General features: G+C 70.7%; 15 protein-coding genes. 6 read left to right on the top strand and 9 right to left on the bottom strand.

What is annotated here, in order from left to right; translation table 11 throughout:
- Window positions 1-45 precede the first annotated feature (45 nt).
- Window positions 46-423 carry a SpoIIAA family protein gene (locus LZ199_RS28910; RefSeq protein WP_253997004.1) on the bottom strand — a complete coding sequence of 126 codons (378 nt, stop codon included), beginning with the start codon at window positions 421-423 and terminating at the stop codon, window positions 46-48.
- Between the two features lie 328 nt (window positions 424-751).
- On the opposite strand from LZ199_RS28910, the gene LZ199_RS28905 reads away from it, so the two are divergent.
- On the top strand, window positions 752-1,789 hold the full coding sequence (locus LZ199_RS28905) for a serine/threonine-protein kinase (RefSeq protein WP_253997003.1): 1,038 nt from the start codon (window positions 752-754) through the stop codon (window positions 1,787-1,789).
- Here LZ199_RS28905 and LZ199_RS28900 read toward each other — a convergent pair.
- Entirely contained in the window at window positions 1,723-3,684 is a 1,962-nt protein-coding gene (locus tag LZ199_RS28900; protein WP_253997002.1) for a S9 family peptidase, read from the bottom strand. The genes LZ199_RS28905 and LZ199_RS28900 overlap by 67 nt on opposite strands.
- A gap of 262 nt (window positions 3,685-3,946) precedes the next feature.
- Here LZ199_RS28900 and LZ199_RS28895 point away from each other — a divergent pair, with 262 nt between their 5' ends.
- Window positions 3,947-4,975: a class I SAM-dependent methyltransferase gene (locus LZ199_RS28895; protein WP_253997001.1), complete on the top strand. Its 1,029-nt coding sequence runs from the start codon at window positions 3,947-3,949 to the stop codon at window positions 4,973-4,975.
- 23 nt (window positions 4,976-4,998) lie between these two features.
- Here the strand turns inward: LZ199_RS28895 and LZ199_RS28890 are convergent, their stop codons facing one another.
- The gene (locus tag LZ199_RS28890) at window positions 4,999-9,987 is read right to left on the bottom strand and encodes a protein kinase domain-containing protein (protein WP_253997000.1); all 4,989 of its coding nucleotides are present in this window, start codon (window positions 9,985-9,987) and stop codon (window positions 4,999-5,001) included.
- A gap of 310 nt (window positions 9,988-10,297) precedes the next feature.
- Between LZ199_RS28890 and LZ199_RS28885 the strand changes: the two genes are divergently transcribed.
- From LZ199_RS28885 to maiA, 3 genes are all read left to right on the top strand, one after another.
- A complete protein-coding gene (locus LZ199_RS28885) occupies window positions 10,298-10,882 on the top strand; it encodes a hypothetical protein (protein WP_253996999.1) in 585 nt (194 codons plus the stop codon).
- A 204-nt stretch (window positions 10,883-11,086) separates the two neighbouring features.
- Window positions 11,087-12,067, top strand: a complete 981-nt coding sequence (locus tag LZ199_RS28880; protein WP_253996998.1) for a fumarylacetoacetate hydrolase family protein — start codon at window positions 11,087-11,089, stop codon at window positions 12,065-12,067.
- Window positions 12,064-12,723 carry a maleylacetoacetate isomerase gene (gene maiA, locus LZ199_RS28875; RefSeq protein ID WP_253996997.1) on the top strand — a complete coding sequence of 220 codons (660 nt, stop codon included), beginning with the start codon at window positions 12,064-12,066 and terminating at the stop codon, window positions 12,721-12,723. The genes LZ199_RS28880 and maiA overlap by 4 nt, the downstream gene beginning before the upstream one ends.
- A gap of 108 nt (window positions 12,724-12,831) precedes the next feature.
- On the opposite strand, the gene LZ199_RS28870 is transcribed toward maiA, so the two are convergent.
- The 5 genes from LZ199_RS28870 to LZ199_RS28850 form a co-directional block, all read right to left on the bottom strand.
- Window positions 12,832-15,243 carry an ABC transporter permease gene (locus LZ199_RS28870; RefSeq protein WP_253996996.1) on the bottom strand — a complete coding sequence of 804 codons (2,412 nt, stop codon included), beginning with the start codon at window positions 15,241-15,243 and terminating at the stop codon, window positions 12,832-12,834.
- A 147-nt stretch (window positions 15,244-15,390) separates the two neighbouring features.
- Window positions 15,391-16,155, bottom strand: a complete 765-nt coding sequence (locus LZ199_RS28865; protein ID WP_253996995.1) for an ABC transporter ATP-binding protein — start codon at window positions 16,153-16,155, stop codon at window positions 15,391-15,393.
- Between the two features lie 53 nt (window positions 16,156-16,208).
- Window positions 16,209-19,433, bottom strand: a complete 3,225-nt coding sequence (locus LZ199_RS28860; protein WP_253996994.1) for a type 2 lanthipeptide synthetase LanM family protein — start codon at window positions 19,431-19,433, stop codon at window positions 16,209-16,211.
- A gap of 60 nt (window positions 19,434-19,493) precedes the next feature.
- Window positions 19,494-20,558: a hypothetical protein gene (locus LZ199_RS28855; RefSeq protein ID WP_253996993.1), complete on the bottom strand. Its 1,065-nt coding sequence runs from the start codon at window positions 20,556-20,558 to the stop codon at window positions 19,494-19,496.
- Window positions 20,559-20,606: 48 nt separating this feature from the next.
- Window positions 20,607-22,847: a peptidase domain-containing ABC transporter gene (locus tag LZ199_RS28850; RefSeq protein ID WP_253996992.1), complete on the bottom strand. Its 2,241-nt coding sequence runs from the start codon at window positions 22,845-22,847 to the stop codon at window positions 20,607-20,609.
- Here LZ199_RS28850 and LZ199_RS28845 point away from each other — a divergent pair.
- Complete coding sequence (locus LZ199_RS28845) at window positions 22,792-23,187, top strand: hypothetical protein (RefSeq protein ID WP_253996991.1); 396 nt, start codon at window positions 22,792-22,794, stop codon at window positions 23,185-23,187. The two genes, LZ199_RS28850 and LZ199_RS28845, sit on opposite strands and share 56 nt — an antisense overlap.
- Here the strand turns inward: LZ199_RS28845 and LZ199_RS28840 are convergent.
- Window positions 23,153-23,752, bottom strand: coding sequence for a hypothetical protein (locus LZ199_RS28840; protein WP_253996990.1), 600 nt, complete (start codon window positions 23,750-23,752; stop codon window positions 23,153-23,155). The two genes, LZ199_RS28845 and LZ199_RS28840, sit on opposite strands and share 35 nt — an antisense overlap.
- Window positions 23,753-23,860 lie beyond the last annotated feature (108 nt).

The following is a 23,860-nucleotide window of genomic DNA, read 5'->3' as shown; positions in this document are numbered from 1 at the left end:
GGAGCCGGCCCGCGGAAGGGCAGCCGCCCTCCGAGGTGAGGGCGCTCAGTCCGCGTCGGGATTGCGCAGCCACTCCAGGGCTTCCTGCCGCGTCTCGAAGGTGCGCGTGGGGATGGTCAGCATGGCCCGCTTCGTCATGCGCCAGGCCTGCAGGCCGGAGGGGGCGTCAGTGACGACCCGCGCCGAGCGCTGCATCCCATGCAACTGCGCGTACGCATTGAGCCCCGCCATGGAGGCCACGACGTCCGTGGGCATCACCCTCAACTGGGACTGGTCCACCAGCGCGGACCACTCCCCAGCGAACGCGACAATCGCCTTCTTCACCTCCGTGAGGTACTCGGCCAGGTCGGCCGAGGTGACCTGGGGGGGGTAGACGACCTCGAGGATTCGGTCCTGCGCGTGAACGTTGATCTGGAATGGCATGGCTGGTGACGGCTCCGAAGGCCCGGCATCCTAGCCTCAGCCGGTGACACTCCGATACCCGACGCTTCCAATGTCCTGGAGGGAGGTAGGTCCTCCCGTCCTGTCCGGAAGCGCCCGGAATGTCAGACCCCCCGGCTAGTGACGTCCCTGCCGCCGACCCGGTACTGGCTGTGTCGAGGGGCGTGGCCCCGCGCGCTGGGGCCGGTGCCTCACGCCAGTTCCTTCCGGGCCCCAGGCCCACCAGGTGTCGCGCCGTGTTGTCGGTGTCGTCACGGGCGCTCGACTTCCTCGTGACGAGCGCTTGCGAGTGTCCCCAGGAGATTCCGTCATGCAGACCGAGCACCCCTCCACTTCGCTGGCATCCGCTCCGTGGGGCGTGGACCCGCTCGTGGGCGGGGTGCTGCACGGCCGCTTCCAGGTGCTGGAGGCGGTGAGCGAGAGCGACTCCACGCCGCTGTACCGGGCCCTCCAGCTCCCCTTGGAGCGGGAAGTGGCCCTCCGGGTGCTGACGTCGCCGCCCGAGGACCTGGAGGCGCGGCAGCGCTTCTTCCAGGAGGCCCGTGACGCCGCCAGTCTGGGCCACCCCAACACCGTCACCGTGCTCGACGCGGGCAGGACGGACGCGGGCACGCCCTACGTCGCCCTGGAGTGGCTGGAGGGGCGCACGCTGGCCCAGGTGCTCGCCTCCTCGGGGCCGCTGCCGTGGGCACGCGCGGTGGAGCTGGCCCGGGGCCTGGGGCGCTCGCTGCGTCAGGCGCACCAGCGGGGCGTGGTGCACGGGGACGTGACGCCGGCCCACGTCACGCTGGTGACGGATGCGTCCGGGCGCGAGTCCTCGCTCGTGAAGGTGCGCGGGTTCGGTCGGCTGCGGCCCGTCTCCGCGGAGTCGAAGCGGCTGTCGGTGCCGGAAATCACCGTGAGCGGCTCGTTCCACGGCGCGCACGCGTACATGGCACCGGAGCGGGCCCGAGGCGTCGCCGACGCGCGCGGGGACATCTACTCGCTGGGCGTCGTCCTCTTCCAGATGCTGGTGGGGCGCCCGCCCTTCGAGTCGGAGGACCCGCTGGAGCTGGTCTTCGCGCACCACAAGGAGCCGGTGCCGGCCTTCCGCGAGGTGCGGCCGGAGCTGTCCATCCCCCATGCTCTTGAGGCGGTGGTGCGCCGCTGTCTGGAGAAGCAGCCCGAAGAGCGCTTCGCCTCCATGGACGCGGTGCTGGAGGCGCTGCGGGACGTCGGAGGGGAAGAGGAAGCAGCGGAGCCGGTGCGCGCCCCCGTGAGCGCGCACCGGACGCGGACGGCTCAGTTCGTCGGGGCGTTGGCGGGCTTCTTCAAGTATTGGTCCAGGAACGCGCGGGTGCGGGAGTAGGCCTCCGCTTCGTTCTTCTTCTTGGTGAAGCCGTGGCCCTCGTCGGGGAAGAGGACGTACTCGACGGGGACCTTGCTCTTCTGCACGGCCTGGACGATTTCGTCCGACTCCGCCTTCAGCACGCGCGGGTCATTGGCGCCCTGGATGACGAGCAGGGGCTTGCGAATCTTCTCCGCGTGAAACAGCGGGGACACCTCGCGCAGCATCGCCTCCTGCGTCTCCGGGTTGCCGACCTCCTGGTAGAGCGCCTGACGCCGTGACTCCCAGTGGGCCGGCATGCTCTTGAGCGTGCGCAGCCAGTTGGACACGCCGAAGATGTCCACGCCCACGTTGAAGACGTCCGGCTGGAAGGCGAGGGCGGCCAGCGTCATGTAGCCGCCGTAGCTGCCGCCGATGATGCCCACGCGCGAGCCGTCCACGTAGGGGAGGGTGGCCAGGTACTTCTTCGCCTCGACGCAGTCCTGGAGCGGCTCCTTGCCGTGCTTCTGGTCATCCGCGGTGAAGAACGTCTTGCCGTAGCCGGAGCTGCCCCGGTTGTTGATGGCGAGCACCACGTAGCCGTGGTTGACCAGGTACTGAATCATCGGGTTGTAGCCCTTGCGGGACTGGCCACCCGGGCCGCCGTGGACCCACACGAGCGCGGGCGCCTGCTGCTTCGCGGTGGCCTGGTGCGGCTTGAAGAGGATGTTCGGAATCACCATCCCGTCGAAGGACTTGAAGCGCACCACCTCCGCGTCCACCAGGTCCTTGGCGTCGATCTCCGGGTTGAGGTTGTCCGTCAGCCGCGTGACTTTCTTCGTGGCGAGGTCGAAGACGTACAGGTTGCTGGGCGAGCGGTCCCCGTTGTGGTGGAAGGCCATGCGCTTCTCGCTGCGGCCAATGGACACGCCGGTGATGTCGCCCTCGGGGAGCGTGGGCAAGTCGAGCTGCTTGCCGGCCTTCACGTCATGCAGGCGGATGGCGGTGCGGCCGTCCGCGTTGATGCCGGTGACGCGCAGCGCGCCGTTCTTGGAGAAGTACGTGTACATGACGTCCCAGTCCGTCTTCTCCACCTCCTCCATCTTCCCGGTGGCGAGCACGTAGCGCACCGCGCGGGAGAACTCGGTGCCCTCGTCGGTGATGAGGTACAGCGCGGAGGACGTCGGGTCGAAGGTCGCCGAGGACCAGGAGGCGATTCCCTTGTGCGCGGAGAGGTGCTTGCGCTCCTTCGTGGCGAGGTTGAGGAGGTACACGTCGCTGTCGGCCGTGGTGTTGGTCTGGTCCAGGGCGAGCCACTTCTCGTCCGGGGACACGTCGCCCACGTCCAGGCCGCTCTCGTTCTGGTACAGCAGCTTGCGCTCGAAGCTCTTGGCGTCGTAGCGGTAGAGGTCCATGAAGCGCTCGTCGCGCTCGTTGGTGAGGACGTAGAAGGCGGACTCGTCGTGGCTCCAGCCGAAGAAGGACGCGCGGTGCTTGTCGCCCGGCGTGAGGTCCTTCTCCTGTCCGTCCGGCGTGCGCACGTAGAGGTGGTGCAGCTCGTTGCCGCCCTGGTCCTTGGTGAAGAGGATGCGCTCGTCCTTGGGGAAGTAGCCCACGGCGAAGGTGCTGTCCGTGGTGGAGCGGGTGAGCTGGGTGGGCTTGCCGCCCTTCGCCGGCGCGGAGAAGACGTTGTAGATGCCCGTCTGGTTGGACGAGTACAGCACCCGCTGCTCATCCGGGGAGAAGGACGCGCCCCGAATCAGGGTCGTCTTCATGAACTGCTCGATGGCGTAGTGCTTGGACGGGCGCGCCGTCTCACGCGCGGCGCCCGGCTTCTTCTCCGTCGCGGTCGGCTCCGGCTTGGGCGCGGCCAGCGCGAGGGTGGGGACGAGGGCCACGGCGGTGAGCGCTCGTGACAGGGAAGACCAGGTCGGCATGACGGCTCCGGGGGAAGTGGGGTGCGCAGGAGAGACACTCGCGCGGCGGCGCTGGCGCGGTGTCCCGTGCTTTCTACACGAATGGCCCGGGGCGCCATTGCCTGGACGCCTGCCGCCGCGAGTCGGCCTGGGGCTGTCTCCCGTGAGAGCGAGTCCAGGAGGGCTCCAGGGGCGCGCTCGGATGCCTGCCTCCAGGACCGGGCTGGCGAGATTGTCCCGAGGCGGGAAGTGCATACATGGCCCTCCCGGGTTGTGTTGGACGATGCACGACCCCCAGACGATGCCCCGCCCGCCGAGGCCAACGCCTGTCCCCTCCGTCCAGCGCAACCAACTGGTCCTTCCCGTCCCGGAGCGGCCAGCCCACGAAGCGCTCGCGGAAGCCCGGGGGTGGCTCGATGGCATCCACGAGCGGATGATGGCCGCCGAGGACGAGGTGCTGCACCAGGACATGCACTCGCTTCACCTGGGCCTGCTCACCTTGCGGCGCCGCTGGAGCGAGGAGGATTGGAAGTCCTTCTGCATGGACACCGCGCGAAAGCACCCGCTCCGCTCGTTCGTCCACCAGTGTCCCTTCACCCGAAGGGCCTTCGAACGCCCCCGGGGTTATGCGGGAGACGCGGCCCTCATCGACTACCTGTACATGGACCGGGCCGCGGACGAGCTTCACGCCGGCCGTGAGGTCTACCGGTACATGCATCAGCAACCCAGCGCGGTCAGCGTGCGCGAGCGCCGTGAAATGCTGGCGCGCGCCCTCGACGCGACGGCCGAGCGCGTTCCCCAGGGCGCGCGCATCCTCTCCGTCGCGTGTGGCCACCTGCGCGAGGCCGAGTCCTCCGCGGCGGTGCGCGAGCGCCGCGTTCAAGAACTCATCGCGTTCGACCAGGACCCACTGAGCCTCGCGGAGATATCGCACCACCAGCCGCTCGACGTGGTGCGCCCCCACTGCGGCTCGGTGCGCGCGCTGCTCGCCGGCAAGGTGGCCTTCAGCGAGTTGGACTTCGTCTACTCCGCGGGCCTCTACGACTACCTCTCCGCCTCCGTCGCCACGCGGCTCACGGGGCTGCTCTTCGGCATGCTGCGCTCGGGGGGCCGGCTGCTGGTGGCCAACTTCGCGCGCTTTCCTCCAGAGACGGGCTACATGGAGGCCTTCATGGACTGGTGGCTCACCTACCGGGAGGAGGACGACATGCGCGCCCTGCTCGCCGAGGTGCCGCTGGAGTTGATCGACTCCGTGCGGCTGTTTCGCGACAGCCAGGACAACGTCATCTATCTGGAGCTGACCCGCCGCTGAGCCTGGGGCTCGGGGGTGCGCTTTCAGTGCACGGGCGGCCCGGGTGGCTCCAGCTGCGAGGGTGGCCCGGAGCAGGGCAGGGTGACGGTGAAGGTGGAGCCTTCGCCCGGCGTGCTCTCCACGTCGATGGTGCCGCCCAGGGCCTGGACGATTTCCCGCACAATCCACAGGCCCAGGCCGAAGCCGCCGTAGTGGCGCACGGACACCGCGCGCTCGAAGCGCCCGAAGATGCGCGAGAGGTCCTCGTCGGCGATGCCGATGCCGAAGTCCCTGACCCGCAGTCGCGCGTGGCCGCCCCGCTGCTCCAGGGTGATTTCAATCGGCTGGCCGGCGCCGTACTTCATCGCGTTGGACAGGAGGTTTCCCACCACCTGCTCCAGACGCATGACGTCCCAGTAGCCCGCGAGGCGGTGCTCGGGAGCGAGCAGGCGCACCGGACACTCGGCACGAGCGAGCGCCTCGCGGCTGCGCTCCAGCTGGCCGTGGACCAGGGCCACCAGGTCCACCTCGGAGAGCTTGATGTGGAGCTGCCCCTGGGCGAGCCGGGAGATGTCCAGCAAGTCGCTCACCAGCCGCCCCAGGCGCTGCGTCTGGGCGGAGGCGGACTCCAGCTTGGTGGTGAGCTTCTCCGGCGGCAGGTGGCCCCCCGTCGCGCGGGTCTGGGCCTGGAGGCCCTGAATGTGGAGCTGGAGCGAGGTGAGCGGCGTCTTGAGCTCGTGCGCGGCGATGGAGAGGAAGTCATCGCGGCGGCGCACCGCCTCCTGCTCGGCGCGGTACAGGCGGCCCTGCTCCTCGGAGAGCGCGGCGATGCGCGCGAAGTTCTCCGCGTTCTCCAGCGCGGCGCCGGCCAGCACCGTGACGAACTCCGCCAGGTGCTCCTCCAGCTCACCGAACAGCGCGCCCACCTGTCGGTGCGTGGCGACGACGCACGCCACCGTCTTGCCGCGCACCTGGATGGGGGCGCAGAGCAGCGAGCGCACGCCGAGTAGCTCCATGCTCTCGCTCACGCCTCCGGGCAGTCCCTGCCCCAGCGTGGTGATTCGGCCCGTCTCCATCGCGCGGGCGAGGGCGGTGCGGCTGATGCCCACCGCGTCCGCGTCCTCGTCGTGGGGCAAGTCCCGGGGGTCCACCACCGCGCAGTGCTCGGCGCGCAGCAGCTCCAGCATGGACTGTCGCGCGGCCTCGAACACGGCTTCGCGCGACAGGGCGGACGCCAGCCTGCGGCCCGCCTCCAGCACGCGTGGAAAGCGGTCCACCAGGGAGAGGGTGCGGGTGCCTCCCCGCGCGGCGACCTCCGGTGACAGGCCCTCCTCCATCTCCTCCAGCGCCCGGGTGGCCGTGGCGAGGTCCGCCGCCGCGTCGGCCTGACCCAGCGCGCGGCCCAGCTCTCCCCGGGCCTTGAGGCTCTGGGCGTGCTCGTGCCGCATCTGCAGGGCCTCGGCCACTTGCAGTGACTGCTCCAGGAAGCGCCGGGCCGCGCGGGGCTGTCCTCGCAGGGCGGCCACCAGTCCCCGCTCGCGCAGCGCATGGGGGAGGTTGTTGCGGTAGGTGCGCGCCAGCGCGTGGGCGCGCCGTGCCGTGTCGTCGGCGCGCTTGAGCAGGGCCTCGCGGCGCGCGGCAGCCAGGGGCGACGTGCCCTCCGCGAGCAGCCGCAGCGCCGTCGCCAGCAGGGGGGCGATGGGGGCCACGTACTCCTGACGCAGGTGGGCCTCGTCCACCAGACGCGTGGCGCGCTCCAGTACCTCCACCGCGCCCGCGGCGTCGCCCTGACGCATCCGGCGCAGCGCCTCCGCCTGAAGCACGCCCGCGTAGCTCTGCGGGTCCGGCTGGTCGGAGTTGGTCAGCTCACCGTCCAGCAGCGCGCCCGGAAGCCTCCCGCCGGACGCCTTGGCCCACGCCTCCAGGCCCAGGCGCACCGAGTAGCGGTCTCCCAACGCGAGGGCCGCCGCGTGCAGTCGCTGGCTCGTCTCCAGCGATTCGCGCAGCCGGCCCAGCCGATAGAGCGCCATGGCCACCTGGAACGTGGCGTTGTTCACCTCCCACGGGTCGCCCGTGCGCTCCAGCAGCCGAATCGCCTCGTTGCACTTCTCGATGCAGTCGTGGAAGCGCGAGGCCGCGTAGCAGGCCAACCCGTAGAAGTGCAGCGTCTGGCCCTGGCCCCACACGTCACTCTGCTCCTGGCGCATCGCCAGGGACTTCTCCGCGTACGCGAAGGCGCGCTGGAACCAGGGCAGCGTGGTGAGCGCGGGCGAGTGCTCCGAGTACGCCTGCGCCAGCTCCGGCGTCGGTGGGTAGCGCTCCGCGAGGTTCAGGTCCCGCAGGTGCGCCCACAACACCGCCATGCGTCCGCGCCGGTACCAGTAGCCATAGGCGAGCCGGCTGTAGAGGCGCACCGCCTGGAGGTCGCTCTCCCCGCCCGCGAGCGGTCTGCGGGAGAGGAACCTGCGCGGCGCCACCGTATGCGCCGCCTGCGCCAGGATTTCCCAGACGGCGCTCGCGCCGGTGAGCACGCCCCCGGGAGGCACCCACCGGCCCATCAGCTTCAGGCCCTGCTCCAGCGCGAGCGTCGCCTCACCGAAGTCGCCGCGCTTGAAGGCCAGCTCTCCCAGGTGGCCCAGGACACGCGCCTGCTCCTGTTTGTCCCGCGCCAGGGCCTGGGCGCGCTCCAGTTGCTGGCGCGACTCCTCGTAGCGTCCGCGCAGCATGAGGACGTTGCCCAGGCCGGAGGCGACGCGGAAGCGCGTGCCCGCGTCCGCGCCCGCCGCGCCCCGTTCGGCGATGCGATAGTTCAGCTCCGCCATCTCCAGCGCGAAGCGCCTGCGCGCCAGCTCCGCGGCCACCAGCGCGTGGGGCAGCGCCTGTGCGTACTCACCCGCCGCGTCGAAGTGATAGGCCAGCTCGAACGAGTCCTGTGGCAACTGGCTCGCCGCCGAGCGCGCCGCCAGCCGGTGCAGCTCCCGACGCCGCTGCGGCGTCAGCATGTCCAGCAGCACCTCGCGCAGCTTGTCGTGCACGAAGGTGTAGCGCGTGCCTTCTCCCCACAGCATGTGCCGGCGGCGAGGCTCCTCCAGCGCGGCGCCAAGCTCCTCTGGCGAGGTGCCCGACAGCGCCGCCACCCGCGCCAGCTCGAAGGACTTGCCCAACACCGCGCCCACCGACAGGAGCCGCCGCGCCACCAGGGGAAGCAAACGCAAGCGGCGCACGAGGAAGGTGGCGGCCTGCCGCGACGAGCGCGCGTGCGCCATGGCCTCCGGCTGCACCTGCCACCCGGAGGCGCCGGACACGAGCACGCCATCCTCCACGAGCCCGTGCAGCACCGCGCTGGCCATGAAGGGGTTGCCCTCGGACAACCGCGCCACCAACTCTGTCGCCTCTGGTGGCAGCGCGCCGGCCATGGACTCCGCCAGCCGCGTCACCTCCGCGGCGCCGAAGGAGGCCAGCTTCAGGTGCGCGGTGGGCGCGAGTCTGCGCAGCAGGTGCGTGGGGCCGATGTCCTCGCCGCGAAACGCGAGGACGACGAGCACGCGTCCCTTGCCCTGTCGCCGCGCCTGAGACCAGGCCTCCAACGCCCGCAGCGTCAGCTCATCCGCCCACTGGCAATCATCCAGCACCACGACGGTGGGCTCATCCCGCGTGCCCAGCGCCGACAAGAGCGCGGTGAGCGCCCAGATGCTCCGGCTCTCGCCCAGGGACTCCGGCCCCAGGCCTCGCGCGGGCTCGGGAGAGGTCGGGCACAACACGGGCTCCAGTTGCGGCAGCACCGTGCACAGGCTGACCTCCTGTCCCGCGAGCCTCTCGCGCAGGGGCTCGGTGAGGGTCGGCTTCGACTGGAGGACCTGGGCGATGCCCGTGGCCACGCCGGCGAAGAGCTGGAACGGACGGCGCGCGGCCTGGTCCTGCGCCTGGCCCTGCAACACCCACGCATGGTGGCGGGCCGCCCTGGCCGCGAGCTCGTCGAGCAGCCGGCTCTTGCCTCCCCCCGACTCGGCCTCGACGAGGACGAGTCGTCCCGGCTCCGTCAGCGTCTGCTCCAGTTCCCGCTCCAGTGTGGCCACCTCCTCGTGACGGCCCACGAAGGACGGCTCGGCCAGGCTGCGTCGCGCATCCCTGGCGCCCGTGACGAGCGCGGGCTCCACCTGGCCCCGCGCGAGCGCCTCCTCCAGCTCCATCAGGTCCGCGAGCGCGGAGCTGGCCGACTGGTAGCGGTCCGACGGGTCCGTCTGCAACAGGCGGGAGATGACCTCCTCGAGCGCGCGCGGCGCCTCCACGCCCACGGCGCGCAGCCGGGGCCGGGCCGCCAGATGCTGGCGCAGCACCTCGCCCACGGAGTCGCCCGCGAAGACGGGCCCGCCGGAGAGGGCCTCGAACAGGACGACGCCCGCCGAGTACAGGTCCGACGTGGCCTCCACCGGTCGATGCAGCAGGCCGGCCTGCTCCGGCGACAGATAGCGCGCGGTGCCCACCGGCAAATCCCTCAGCGAAGGGTCCAACCGCTCGCTGCGCGCGAGCCCGAAATCAATCAGCGTGGCGCTGGAGAGCGGCTGGCCGGAGACGATGAGGTTGGTGGGCTTCACGTCCCGGTGCAGGACGCCATGGCGGTGGGCTTCGGCCAGCGCGGACAGCAAGTCCCGGCCCAGCGCGAGCGCCTCCGGGACGCTCAGGACACCGTGCGACAGGCGGGCCTCCAGCGTCTCGCCCTGGAGCCAGGGCGTCACCAGATAGAGCCACTCCCCGGAGGTGCCCAGGTGTCGCACCGGGACGATGAAGGGGCTGTCCAGATGGGCGAGGACGGCGGCCTCGTGCTCCAGCCGGTGCCGCGCCGCCGGGACGAGCGCCGTGGACGACGTCACCTTGATGGCGACGCGCTCTCCGGTGCGGAGGTCCACCCCATCCCAGGTGGAGATTCCACGTCCGGCCTTCAGGCGTTGGGCCAGCTCGAACCGGTTGTCCAGTCGGCGGCCGGACTGTGGCTCTCCTGGAACGGCGCCGGCGTATTGGAAGCCTTCAGCCATTCAGTGTCCTCGAGCTCCACCTCCGCAGCGCCCCTGCGATGCGGTTGGCCGCGCGTTCCGTCCTTCCGGCAAGGTTGGGTGTCGGACGGGACGCCGCCAAGGGGAGGGGCCGACGCACGTCCCCTGTGTGCCGACTCAGCCTTCAACAGCCGCGCGCGCTCCGTTTCCCTCCTGCCCCTCGAGCGTGCGGGGAAGCCTGCCCGTCCAGCGGCCGACGAGGCGGGCGCCCCGTCTTCCGACACGTGGGCGGCACATGCTAGGCCGGTGCGTGAACTCCGTGCGCTCTTCGCACCTGCTCAAGGTCCCATCCATGAAGCTCTCGCAGACATTCCTGGCCGTGCTGGCGCTGTCCCTGCTGCTCCCCGTCTCTTCCGCGCGCGCCTCCGACTATCCGCCGGACTACCCCATCTGCAGCGTGTACGACTCCGCGACGACGGGGCCCTTCGAGGTCATCCGCCACACGCGCCGGCTGCCCGGTCGCCTGGCGACGCTCACCGTCGCGTACCGGGGCTATCTGCGCGGCCTGTACCCGGACAATCAAATCTCCATCTACATCCAGCTCAACGGCCGTCAGCAGACGCTGGCCGCCAGCGCGGGCACGAACAACGATGCCTATGTCTTCCTGAACGCGGGGCCGCGCGCCTGCATCAAGTGCATGCAGTACCAGAACCTGCCCCAGTGCGCCGAGCACTTCGCCAACGGAGGCCAGGATGGCGTCTGGGTGTGCCAGCAGCCCTCGGCGGTGGAGAACGACCTCTTCTTCTACGCCTTCAACTCCAACGGGAATCAGAACGCGTGGGACATCTCCCTGGCCGCGACGTCCCATGGCCAGTGGGACAGCAACATGGGCAACAACTATTTCGCGCAGCTGCCGGCACGCTCCAGCTGCTGGTAGATTTCCGTCGCGAGCGGTCCGCATTTTCTGAGCGGCCTGGACATGCCGTCGCTTCAGGGGCTGCCATGGGGACACTTTTTTCGCGCCGTGACGATTGCCGCGGCGCATTCGCGCCCTGTGCTTGACACCCTGGGGGCCCCGGCGGAAAAGCCGAGCACATGAGGCGGCCCCCGCTTTTTCCACCGGGCCGCGGGGAGCCCGGGATTGAAGCTCGCGACGCTCAAGGATGGAACCCGTGATGGGCGGCTCATCGTCGTCAAGCGGGACAACTCGGCCTATGCGCTGGCCACCAATGTCGCCCTGACGCTGCAGGCGGCGCTGGATGACTGGGACACGAAGGAGCCGCTCCTGCGCGCGCTCGCCGCGCAGCTGGAGGCCGGCGCGGTGCAGAGTCGCCCGTTGGAGCAGTCGGCCCTGCATGCGCCGCTGCCGCGCGCCTACGAGTGGATTGATGGCAGCGCCTACATCAACCACGTCCTGCTGGTGCGCAAGGCGCGCAACGCGGAGCCGCCGGCCACGCTGAAGACGGACCCGCTGGTGTACCAGGGCGGCTCCGGCGAGTTCCTGGCGCCCACCGCCGACATCCCCCTGCCGGACGAGGCGTGGGGTCTGGATTTCGAGAGCGAGGTCTGCGTCATCCTCGGCGACACGCCTCGGGGCACCAAGGCCGCGGACGCGGAGAAGCACGTCAAGCTGCTGATGCTGGCCAACGACGTGTCGCTGCGCAACCTCATCCCGGACGAGCTGGCCAAGGGCTTCGGCTTCTTCCAGAGCAAGCCCGCCACGGCCTTCAGTCCGTTCGCGGTGACGCCGGACGAGATTGGCCCGGCCTGGCGCGAGGGCCGCATCCACCTGCGGCTGCGCTCGGTGCTCAACGGCGTGCAGGTGGGTGACACCGACGCGGGCCCGGAGATGCACTTCTCCTTCTTCGAGCTCATCCAGCACCTGTGCAAGACGCGCGGCTACACGGCGGGCACCATCCTGGGCAGCGGCACCGTGTCCAACGTGGACCGCGCCCGGGGCATCTCCTGCCTCGCCGAGCAGCGCATGATTGAGACGATTGAAGAGGGCAAGCCGAAGACGCCCTTCATGAAGCCCGGCGACACCATCGACATCGAGATGACGGGCGAGGACGGGCAGAGCGTCTTCGGTCGCATCTCCCAGAAGGTGGTGAAGACGTCATGAAGGCCCCGAGGCTGCACAACTACTGGCGCTCCTCCGCCTCGTGGCGGGTGCGGCTGGGCCTGCGCCTCAAGGGCGTGGACTTCGAGTACGTGCCGGTGCACCTGCTCCAGGACGGCGGCCAGCAGCACTCGGACGCGTACCGCGCGCTCAACCCCATGCGGACGGTGCCCACGCTGGAGTGGACGGAGGCCGACGGCACCGTGCGCCGGCTGTCCCAGTCGCTGGCCATCCTCGACTACTTGCAGGAGCGCTTCCCGTCGCCGTCGTTCTTCCCGGAGGACGCGTACCTGCGCGCCCGAGCGCGGATGCTGGCCGAGTACGTCAACTCCGGCATCCAGCCCCTGCACAACCTGGGCGTGCTCCAGCGCGTCAAGAACGAGCTCAAGGGCGACGACAAGGCGTGGGGAGCGCACTGGTGCACCCGAGGCCTGGAGGCGCTGGAGCAGATGGTGCAGCCCACCGCCGGGCGTTACTGCGTGGGCGACACGGTGACGCTGGCGGACGTGTGCCTCGTTCCGCAGCTGTACGGCGCGCGCCGGTTCGCGCTGGACATGACGCCGTACCCCACGCTGCTGAGAATCGAAGCGGCCTGTGCGGAGCTTCCCGCGTTCCAGGCGTCCCACCCGGACCGGCAGCCCGACGCGGCGCCGGCCTGAGCTTCGCCCGGCTCCTCCGGGCCCGTGAGCCTGGGGGCACGTCGTCAATGAGTGGCGGAGTAACCGTCCTTCATTGACGACGTGAAACGGACGACGTGAAGCGCGGGCCTACTCGTCGCGCAGGGCGATGATGGGGTCCACGCGGATGGCGTGACGGACGGGAATCAGCGTGGCGAGCAGTGCCACGATGACGAGGAAGAGGGCCATGCCCGCGAAGAGCACGGGCTCGAAGGAGCTCACGCCGTAGAGGAGCCCGGACATGGCCCTCGCCGCGCCGATGGCGCCGACCAGTCCCAGCCCCACGCCGATGAGCGTGGGTTGCAGGCCCTGCCGCAGCACCAGCCACACCACGTCCGACTGCTTGGCGCCCAGCGCCATCCGGACGCCAATCTCGTGCGTGCGCTGGGTGACGCTGTAGGAGATGACGCCGTAGACGCCCACCGCGCTGAGCACGAGCGCCACGCCCGCGAAGACGAGCAGCAGCACCACCGCGAGGCGGGGGGCCAGCAGCGTCTCGCTGACGACCTGGGTCATCGGCTTCACGTTGGTCATCGGCAGCTCCCCGTCCAGCTCGGACAGCAGGCGCCGCACCGCGGGGGTGAGCGCCGTGGGGTCTCCCGCCGTGCGCACGGCCAGGTACATGTCCCGCGTCGTCTCCTGACGCTGCGGCAGGTACACCGCCGCGAAGTCACCCGCGCCGCTGCCGAACGTCGCCACCTGCACGTCGCCCACCACGCCCGTCACCGTGCGCCAGACAGGCTTGCCGTCCACGTCGTTCATGGAGATGCGCCGGCCCACCGCGCTCCCGTCCGGGAAGTGGCGCTGTGCCAGGGCCTGGCTGAGCAGGACGACGGGGGGCGCGTCCGGCCCATCCTGCGGCGTGAAGAAGTTGCCCTCGCGCAGGGGAATGGACATGACGCGGAAGTAGTCCTCCGTCACCACCTGGAAGAAGACGTAGCGCACGTTGCCCTGGGCCAGCGGCGCCTCGCCCTCCACCTGCAGCGTGCCCCGGCTCCAGCTGGGGCCCAGGGGGAGATTGTTCGTCGCGGCCACGCCCTGCACGCCGGGGAGGGTGGCGACCTTCGCCAGCGCCTCGTCCTGGAAGCGCACCACCGACGCGAGGTCCGTGTAGCGCTGCTCATTCATTCCGAACTTCAGGGTGAGCAGCCGCTCACGGTCGAAGCCCGCGGGCGCCTCCATCATCGCGCCGAAGCTGCGCGCGTTGAGCGCCGCGCACACGGTGAGCACCAGGGCGAACGCCAGCTGCGCGGCCACCAGCATCTGCCGCAGCCGCTGCCGGCCCGCGCCACCACCGCGTCCCTCGCGTCTCAGCGCATCCGCGGGCTGCACCTTGGAGGCGCGCAGCGCGGGGGCCAGTCCGAAGGCCAGCGTGGCGACGACGGCCGCCGCCAGCGTGAAGGCGAGCACCCGTCCATCCAGGCCCACCTTGTGCCAGCCGGGCACGAAGCGCCCCACGTCCGCGGGAACACCCGCCCGCATCAGGCCGATGCCCCACAGCGCCAGCAGCAGGCCACCTCCGGCCCCGAGCAGCGCCAGCAGCAGGCTCTCCGTGAGCAACTGCCTGGTGAGCCGGGCCTGCCCCGCGCCGAGCGCGCCACGGATGGCCATCTCCTGGGCCCTGCGCGCCGCCCGGGCCAGCAGCATGCCCGCCACGTTGGCGCACGCGACGCCCAGCACCAGCGCGGTGGCCGCCATCAGCACCCAGAGCATCAATCGAATCGGCCCATCGCCGTACTCCCGCAGGGGAATCGCGGACACCCGATGGCCCGGGTCCAGCTCCGCCATGCGCGGCTCCAGCAGCGCCAGCTGCGAGCGCGCCGACTGCACCGACAGGCCCTCCTTGAGTCGGCCCACGGCCTGGTAGGAGTGCTCGCTCCACATCGTCTGCGCGTTGGCGGGCAGCGCGGTGGGCACCCAGAGCTGCGCGGCCTTGGGGAAGCGGAAGTCGGAGGGCATCACCCCCACCACCATGTAGGGCTCACCATCCAGCGTCACCGAGCGGCCCACCATGCCGGGGTCCGCGCCGAAGCGCCGCTCCCACAGCGCGTGGCTCAGCACCACCACCCGCTCGTGGCCGGGCTCACCTTCATCCGGTTGCAGCGTGCGGCCCTGGGCGGCACCCACGCCCAGCACGCCGAAGAAATCGGACGTGACGCGGTAGCCGACGAGCCGCTCGGGCTCATTCGTCCCGGTGAGGTTCAAGTCCCACGTCTGGAAGGCGGACACGCGCTCCAGGGACTGGGGATTGCGGTGCAGTTCATCCACCACCGCGGCGGAGAGCTGGTTGCGCGCATACCCCGGCGTGGCCTCGACGAGGAAGATGAGCCTGTCGAGCTGCGGGAAGTCGAAGGGCCGCAGCATCAGCGCGTCGAGGAAGCTGAAGATGACCGTGTTGGCGCCGATGCCCAGGGCCAGCGTCAACACCGCCACCAGCGTGAAGGCCCTGTCGCGCACGAGCCCGCGCACCGCGTACCGCATGTCCTGAAGGAAGGTGTCCATGGTCAGTGTCTTGGGCGTGTCGCGCCGTCAGGAGGGAGCTGACGGGCACCGGAGTCCGGCGGGCGGACGCCTTCCGGGGATGCGTGGGTTGCGGAGAACTTGAGGATAACAGTGGTGCACGGTGAAGTCGTCGGAGCCCGTCGCACGTCAGCGCCGCTCGTCGAGGGTGACCTTGCCGTCGAAGAGGCTCACCGTGCGCGTGGCGACTCGCGCGTGCGCCGGGTCGTGCGTCACCATGCAGATGGTGGCTCCGCCCTTGTGCAGCTCGGACAGCAACTGCATCACCGCCTCGCCATTCTTGGAGTCGAGGTTACCGGTGGGCTCGTCCGCCAGGAGGATGAGCGGGTCTCCCGCGACGGCGCGCGCCACGGCGACACGCTGCTGCTGACCGCCGGAGAGCTGCCCCGGCATGTGCCGCGCACGGTGCGCCATGCCGACCTTGTCCAGCGCGCGCTCGACCCGCTGCTTGCGCTCGGCGGCGGGCATGCCCCGGTACGTCAGGGGCAGCTCCACGTTCTCGAACACCGTCAAATCGCCGATGAGGTTGAAGCTCTGGAAGATGAAGCCGATGTGCCGGTTGCGCACCAGCGCGCGGTCCGACGCGGACAAGTCGAGCACGCTCTTGCCGTCGAGCAGGTACGTGCCGCGCGTCGTCGTGTCGAGCAACCCCAGCACGGCGAGCAGCGTGGACTTGCCGGAGCCCGAGGGCCCGACAATCGCCACCCACTCACCCTGGCGGATGTCGAGGTGGATGTTGGAGAGCGCGTGCGTCTCCACCTCCTCCGTCTCGAACACCTTCGTCAGCCCTTCCAGCGTGATGAGGGCCTTGCCCGTGTCCACGCCGGGGGTGCCCGCCAGGAAACCTGCTTCCGGGGCACTGGGGGGCTGCGTACCGCTCGCCGTCGTCGTCATTCCATCCTCCGAAAACTCTCGCGGGTCGCCTCGAGCGACTCCGCCGCCCACGCTCACCGTCGCGCGCCCTGTCGCGGCGCTTCCATCACCAGCACCGAGGGTACTCGATGGGGCTCGGCCAGGCGCAGCAGCGCGTAGCCGGTTCCAGAAAGCCCCACCATGAAGCCAGGTGTCTCCACACCCAGGGGGACGCCGGAGAGCCAGCCATGCTTCCTGGCGCTCGCCAGCAGTGTGGCGCCCCAGCGCCCCAGCTCGTCGTCCGTCGCCACGTCCCCGCCGGCCGCCTCGCGCGAGGCCAGCAGCAGCTCCAGGCTGCCCGGGTCGCCATGGCACAGCGAGTGGTCGCGTCCCAGGCCCAGTGCCCGGGTATCCCGGAGCGCCGCGGCGAGCTCCTCGCGAGCCACGCCGTCCTCCAGGTGTCGCAGGGACGCGAGCCGTCCCAGGCCGATGCCCGTGGAGCCGTGGCACCAGGACGTCTTGAAGCGCGGCGTCTCGGGCCGGCCTCGCAAGTCGAGCCAGTTGTCCTTCTCGGGCACGAAGCACGAGCGCTCGTAGGCCAGCGCCTGTCGTGCCGTCTCCAGAAAGCGCGCCTCGCCGGTGAGCGCATGCAGCTCCACCAGCGCCAGGGCGATGCCCGCGGTGCCATGGGCGAAGCCCGTCAGCGCCGCGTCAGGCTCCAGCCGCGAGTGCCAGCCCACGCCTACCTTCTGCGCGCGGGCGCTCGCCAGCAGGTGCTCACCGCAGCGTCGGGCCACCGCGAGCACATGCTCGGAGGGCGCCGTGCGGTGCAGCGCCGCGAGCGCCAGGATGCATCCGGCCGCGCCATCCAGGATGTCGAAGTTCGCGTCCTGCTCGATGAGCGGCTCCAGCCGCGCCACGCACGTCGCCGCATGGTCCAGCAGGTCCGGCCGCCGCCACAGCGTGCCGAGCTGCGTGTACGTGTAGAGCAGCCCGCCCCACCCGAGGAAGCCTCCCACCGACGCCGGCTGATGGCGGGGCTCGCCGTGCTTGCGCACCATGGTGTGGACGGCGCCCCAGGCCAGCTCCGTGTAGCGGGCCTCGCCCGTCACCTCGCCCAATGTCGCCAGGAAGAGCGCCACGCCGGGCAGTCCACCGTAGAGGTCCAGTCCCAGGGGACTCAGCCTCCACTGCCGGTTCCAGCCCAGCGTCAGGCCGAACCAGGAGCACTCCTCACGGCCGCCCACCGCCAGAATCTCCAGCCGGTCTCCCAGCGCGCGGGCCGCGTCGAGCAGCTGCTCGCGGGTGAGCGGGGTGGTGCCCGGGACGGGCTCATGGCGCGCGAGCCGGAGCGGGTCCGCTTCGATGCCCAGCGTGGCGAAGGAGGCGCGGATGGCCCAGACCTGCTTCTCGAAGTCCTGCTCGCCCAGCCGGTCCACCTGCTTCTTCAGGCGCTCCAGTCCCCGCTCGTCGAAGACGCCGGGAATCTCCTCGCCGGGCTCGCCCCAGACGCTCGTGCTGTCGGGCACCGTGGTGAAGAGCGGCACGTCACCGCGCTCCAGCGACTGGCGCTCCGCCTGGTTGACCTGCGCGAGGAACGGGAAGCGGTCCGTGTCGAGCCACAGCCGCTCGAAGAAGCGGTCCCGGTCCAGCGCGTTGCGCAGGAGGTCCGGGTGGTGGCTCTCCATGAGCATCGTCTTGTAGACGAACGTGGGCCGCAGCAGCGTGCGCACCTCCACGTGGGCGAAGCGCGTCAGCAGGCCCCACTCGCCCAGCAGCGAGTCCCGGTGCTGGCGCAGCAGCGTGTAGACCTCCGAGAAGCCGCGCACGACGCTGTCCTGGTAGTGGAACAGGTCCACGTCCTCGCCGTTGAGCGTGGGGCGGTTGAGGCCTCGACGGAAGGCGCGGGGCTTGCGCGTGTAGTGCAGCTCGTCCGTGCCGGCGCCCTCCATCATCGGGGCGTTGCGGTTGCCCGCGTGGCCCTCCGGGTTGCCCATGCCGCTGATGTCCACGCCCGCCGTGCGCGCGTCCTCCCACGCCCGGCCCGGCAGGAGCCCCACGCGCAGCACGGAGGCGAACACCTCCTGCTCGCGAAGCAACAGGTCCGCCTGCTCCATCAGCCGCAGGGGTGGATGCAGCAGCGACTCCAGGTCGATGAGCACCGGGTGCTCACCGGCGGCGATGACGTTCTCGAAGTGGAAGTCCGTGCCGTCCAGCAGGTACAGCAGCGCCAGGTAGCCGCCGTGGCGCTGGTAGAAGCGGTGGACCTGCGCCTCGTCGGTGCACGTCTCGGCCTCCACGCACTGGACCCAGCCGTAGCCACCGCGCTCGACGCGAGGGGTGAGCGGGAAGGGCGTGGAGACACCGCGCGCGTTCACCCACTCCAGCAGCGCATGGAAGTGGTGGTCTGTCGCCAGCGAGCGAGGCTTGTAGATGACGGTGAGCCCGGAGGAGAACGTGACGCGCGCCACCGAGTGGCCGCCCCGGTGGATGTCTCCCAGCCCCGCCTTCAGCTCGGTGAGCTGCCCCAGCGCCTTGCCGGCATGCAGCACCTGGCGCAGCGCCTCCTGGTCCGCGCTCAGCCGCTGGAGGAACTCCAGGCTCGTGTCGACCCACAGGGTGACACGTGTCACCAGGTTGCGAGCCAACACCGGGTACTCGCGGTACAGCGCGGCGAGGACGTCGGGCTGTCGCAGCCGCTTCACGAAGGACTGGAAGCGCTCCGGCGGCGTCTGGCCATCGAGCAGCTCCGACAGGCGAGCCACGTGCAGCTCCAACACGAGCGTGCGGCTCAGCAAGTCCAGCACGGTGGGAGGCAGCGAGGCGAAGAGCACCGCGCCCACCGTCTCCGGGTCGAAGGGCAGCGGCGCTCCCGAGGCGGCGAGCGCCGAGATTCCGGCCTGGAGTCGCTCGAAGCCCTGACGCAGGAAGGGCTCCGCGGCGACGATGAGCGCCGCGTTCGGGCTGTTCACATACGACGCGGGGTAGGGCAGGCGCGTGGTGGGAGCGGGCCGCGCCAGGGCCTCTTCCACGTCGTGCATCCACGCGGGCGCGACGGGGATGCGGGCGCGCACGGCCTCGATGGGCTCACCGAGCAGCCGTCGCAGCGTGTCCTCGGAGATGCCCGCGGAGGCCAGCCGCTGCGCGAAGAGGGCGTCGTCGGAGAGCGGGGGCTTCTCACGCCAGCGCTTGAGCCGGCGCTCCGCCAGGGCCGCATCCACCGAGCCGCCCGGCGTGTCCGGGTGGGCGCGCAGGGAGGCGATGCGCTCGGTGAGCGTGAGGGCGTGGTACCAGGCGAGGTCGGGCGGCGGCTGGGACATGGTGGAGGTCGAGGAGTGCCGCGTTCGGAGGGGACCACCTGGGTGGCACCGCGCCGGTCGTCAGGTGGCCAGCGGGCGGGAGGGGTTGCGCAACCAGTAGTGCCGGAAGGCGAGATAGGCCTTCACCTGGAGCGGCTGTCCGGGTTGGTGGATGAGCTTCACGTGGTTGATGCGGCGAGCGAAGCCGCTGTGCTGACCGGGCATCCGCTCGCTGGCGCGCACCAGGTTCTCCGGCCACTGTCCGGGATGGGTGAGCGAGCTCTGCACGCCCGCCCAGGTCATCAGCGCATCGCGCTTGAGCGGCGTGCACAGCCCCTGCGCCACCAGCGTGTCCAACCACCGCTGCCAGCGGGCCGGGCTGGGGTCCTGGTCCAGGATGCACTCCAGGCCGAGCTTGGGGTGGATGCCATCACCCACGTCGATGTCGAGCGTGAAGTCGTCCACGAAGGGCCGCGTCTCCTCCAGGAGCGCGTCGAGAACATCGGCCTCGCCCGGCCAACCCGCGTCGCGCAGCGCGGTGCCCAGGCCCTGATGGGGCAGCCCGCGGATGCACAGCCGCAGCGCGTCCGTGTGCCGGGAGAACATCATCCCCACCTGCTCGATGCGGGGCGGGCCCGGCAGCAGCTCCAGACAGCGCAGCATCGCGGGGGGAATGTCCGCGCGCCCGGGGCCGCGCAGCAGCTCCAGGCTGCCGCGCACCGTGTCGAGCAGGTCCTCCGGAGGCTGCTCCGGCCCGAAGAAGACGCCGGGGATGGGAACCTCGCCCTCCAGTTCCTGAAGGTCGAACTCCAGCCACATGTCCCTCACCCGCCGGTGCAGGGGCGAGGTGGGACTGGCCCACGTGCGGCAGTAGTCGCGCACCCGCTGCCAGACGGGGCTGTGCAGGAACGCGTCGGGCGGGTGGTAGTCGGGGTGGTGCCCCGCGAAGGCGGCGCGGGTGCCATCGGCGGCGAGCAGGTTGATGAGGAAGTCGCCCACCGGTGCGTCGTCACCCAGCCTGCACTCGAAGCCGCTGCTCGCGCACGGGGGCAGCTGCCGGGCGATGCCGAGGATGGGCCGCAGCGCTTCGGGCGAGACGAGCGCTGGCGGGACGAACGGCACGGCGAGCCGCAGATAGTCTTCCATGGACAGACGCAGGGGGAGCCTCTCTTCGTTGCGTGTCGGGGATGGAGCTCAGCCGCTGAGCCGCTGGGAGTGAGGGGGGAGCTCGGCGGCCACCTTGCCGGGGGCGTCTTCCGAGAGCTGCTTGCGCACCAGCTCCACGTAGTGGCCCTCACGGCCCATCAGCTCCACGTGGGTGCCGCGCTCGACGAGCTTGCCGCCGTCCAGCACGAGGATGAGGTCCGCGTCGCGCACGGTGCTGAGCCGGTGGGCGATGAGGATGCGCGTGCAGGACAGCGCCCCCAGGTTCTCGTCCAACGTGCTCTCGGTGAGCACGTCGAGCTGGCTGGTGGCCTCGTCCAACAGCAGCAGCGCGGGCTTGCGCACCAGCGCCCGGGCCACCGCGAGCCGCTGCCGCTGTCCACCTGAGAGCCCGGAGCCGCCCGAGCCGGAGATGACCGTCTCGTAGCCCATGGGCATCTTCTCGATGTCGTCATGGATGACGGCCAGCTTCGCGGCCTCCATCACCTGCTCCAATGGGAGGGACGGGTCGCTGAAGGTGATGTTCTCCCGGAGCGAGCCGCTGAAGAGGAACGGCTCCTGGAGCACTGCGCCGAACTGCCCACGCAGCATGACGTAGTCCAGCGACTGCATCGGCTGGCCGTCGTAGAGGATTTCGCCCGTGGAGGGCTCGTGCAGGCCGAGCAGCAGCATGGCCAGCGTCGTCTTGCCGGAGCCGCTGCGTCCCACCAGCGCCACCTTCTGCCCAGGCTGGATGCTCAGCGAAATCCCGTCGAGGACGACGGGCCCCTCGGGCGAGTAGCGGAAGCTGACGTCCTTGAGCTCCACCTGGCCGGACAGCTTGTCGATGGGCTTCACGTCCGGCAGCGACTGCTCCGGCGTGGCCTCCAGGATGTCGATGAGGCGGTTGAGGTGCGCGCCCACCATCTGGAGTTGCTGGCCGGTGGCGGTGAGGGACGCGAGCGGCTGGATGCAGGAGACGGCCAGCGCGTTGAGCGCGAGCATGGTGCCCAGCGACATCTCCCCCGCGAGCACCTGGCGCGCGCCCAGCCACAAGAGCAGCAGCGGGGCCAGCGTGCGCAAGGTCAGCAGCGCCGAGTCCAGCACCGACGACAGGTGGTTGCGGCGCACCGTCACGTTCAGGTGCTTCATGAGCAGGTTGGACCAGTGGTCCAGCACCCGCTGCTCTGCGCCCGAGGCCTTGAGGGTGGCCACGCCAATCAGCGCCTCGGTGAGGTAGTTCTGCGACTCCGACTGCGCCGTCAGGCTCTCCTGGGTGAGTCCATGGATGCGCTGGTTGGTGCTCAGCAGCAGGGCCACTTGGATGGCGCCGATGATGATGGAGACGATGCCGAACAGCGGCGCCTGGAACAGCAGGATGGTGAAGTAGACGAGCACCAACAGGCCGTCGAGCACCACGGACAGCGTGCGACTGGTGAGCGCCTCGCGGATGGCCACGTTGCTGCCCAGCCGCGTGAGCAAATCGCCGGTGGTGCGCTGCTGGAAGAAGCGCAGCGGCAGGGTGAGCAGGTGGCCGAACAGCCCCAGCATCATCCGCGAGTCCAGGCGGGCGTACAGGTAGATGATGACCGCGGAGCGCAGGTAGCTCGTCAGCCCCTGCGCCACCACGAGCACCCCCATCCCCAGCCCGAGCACCGTCATCAAATCCACGGCGCGATACGGCAGGACGCGGTCCACGACGACTTGAGTGAGCAGCGGCAGCGACAGGCCGATGCCCTGCATCATCAGCGAGGCGGCGAAAATCTGTCCCAGGAACGCGCCGAAGCGCGGCACGCCCACCACGTAGGACAGCACCGTGCGCCAGGACGACTCGCCCGAGTGCTTGCGACGCTGGAACTGGAGGCTCGGCTCGAACGACAGGGCCAGGCCCGTGAAGCCCGCGTCGAACTCGGCGGCCGTCAGCCGGCGACGTCCGCGCGCCGGGTCGACGACATCCACGTGGGTCGGCGTCCAGCGCTCCACCACGAGGAAGTGGTTGAACTCCCAGAAGACGATGGCGGGCAGGGGGATGCGGTGGAAGTTGGCCAGCGTGACGGAGTAGCGCCGCGCGATGAGGCCATGCGTCCGTGCGGCGCGGACGATGGCGAGCGCGGAGGCGCCGTCACGGCCGGTGTCCAGGCACTCGCGACAGTCGGCCGCGGCGGTGCGGCGTCCGTAGTACGAGAGCACCATGGCCAGACACGCGCCACCGCACTCCCGTGTGCTGAGCTGGAGGATGACGGGCACGCGCCGACGGCGGAACCACAGCACCAGCGGCCACAGCAGGCGCATCACCCGGTCCAACAGCCGGGGCGACGGCGCGGGGGATGCCGAGGGCGGCGCGGTGGGCTCCGGTGGCTGCGCGGTGGAAGACGAGGGCTGTGTGGCAGAAGCCGAGGGCGGCACGGAGGGCTGTGTGGCAGAAGCCGAGGGCTCCGTGGGCTGCGCGGTGGAAGCCGAGGGCGGCGTGGCAGAAGCCGACGGAGGTGTGGTGGGCTCCGTGGCCGAAGCCGAGGGAGGCGCGGTGGGCTCCGTGGCCGAAGCCGAGGACTGTGCGGTGGACTCCGAGGGCGGCGCGGCGGGCCTGGTCGGAAGGCTCATCGACCGTGGCTCCGCGCGGCGTCACGGTTGAACGCAAGCAGCTCGATGAGTCGCTGCGAGCCCACACGGACGCTCACCGGGAAGGTTCCGCCCAGGAAGTCGGACGGCGACGGGCCCTCGGGCGATGTGCTCAGCCGCGCGACGAGGACGGCGGAGGGAGCCGCGTCGAGCCGCGACGGCACCAGGTCCACGCCGAAGCGCTCCCGCGCGGCCTGGGGGCTCAGCAGTCGCGGCTCCACGGCGAGCACCTCCGCGCGCAGGCGTGCGGCGGGGGACGAGGGCTCCACGACGAGCGGCTGCTGGGGCCGGAGCGCGGGGAGCGACTGGTGCGACAGGAAGACGAGCAGCAGCGGCTCACCCGGCCGGGCCAGGGAACTGACGCGCGTGCCCTCCACGACGATGGCCACGCCGGACTCGAAGCGGGGGACCTGGGCGCTCCATGCAAGGGCACCGCAGCCCAACACCAGCACGAGCGCCAACCACATCAGGGCCTGGGCGCGCGGTGCGACGAACGCGGGGAGCACCAACTGGGAGCGTCCCTGGACGAAGCGCTCCAAGGCGCCCGTGCGGAAGATGGAGGAGGGGGGCGCGCTCATGAATGGCCCTTCGCCAAGGTGGCTCCCGCCAGGGGTGTGGGCACTGGAGGCACTGTGAGAACGCGAGACATCTCAGGCGGCTCCACTGCCTTGTGGGCAGTGAAGCAC

This window comes from Myxococcus qinghaiensis (genome assembly GCF_024198215.1).
Lineage (GTDB): Bacteria > Myxococcota > Myxococcia > Myxococcales > Myxococcaceae > Myxococcus > Myxococcus qinghaiensis.
The sequence above is the reverse complement of the archived record's forward strand: the minus strand, read 5'-3'. Positions and strand labels throughout refer to the sequence as shown.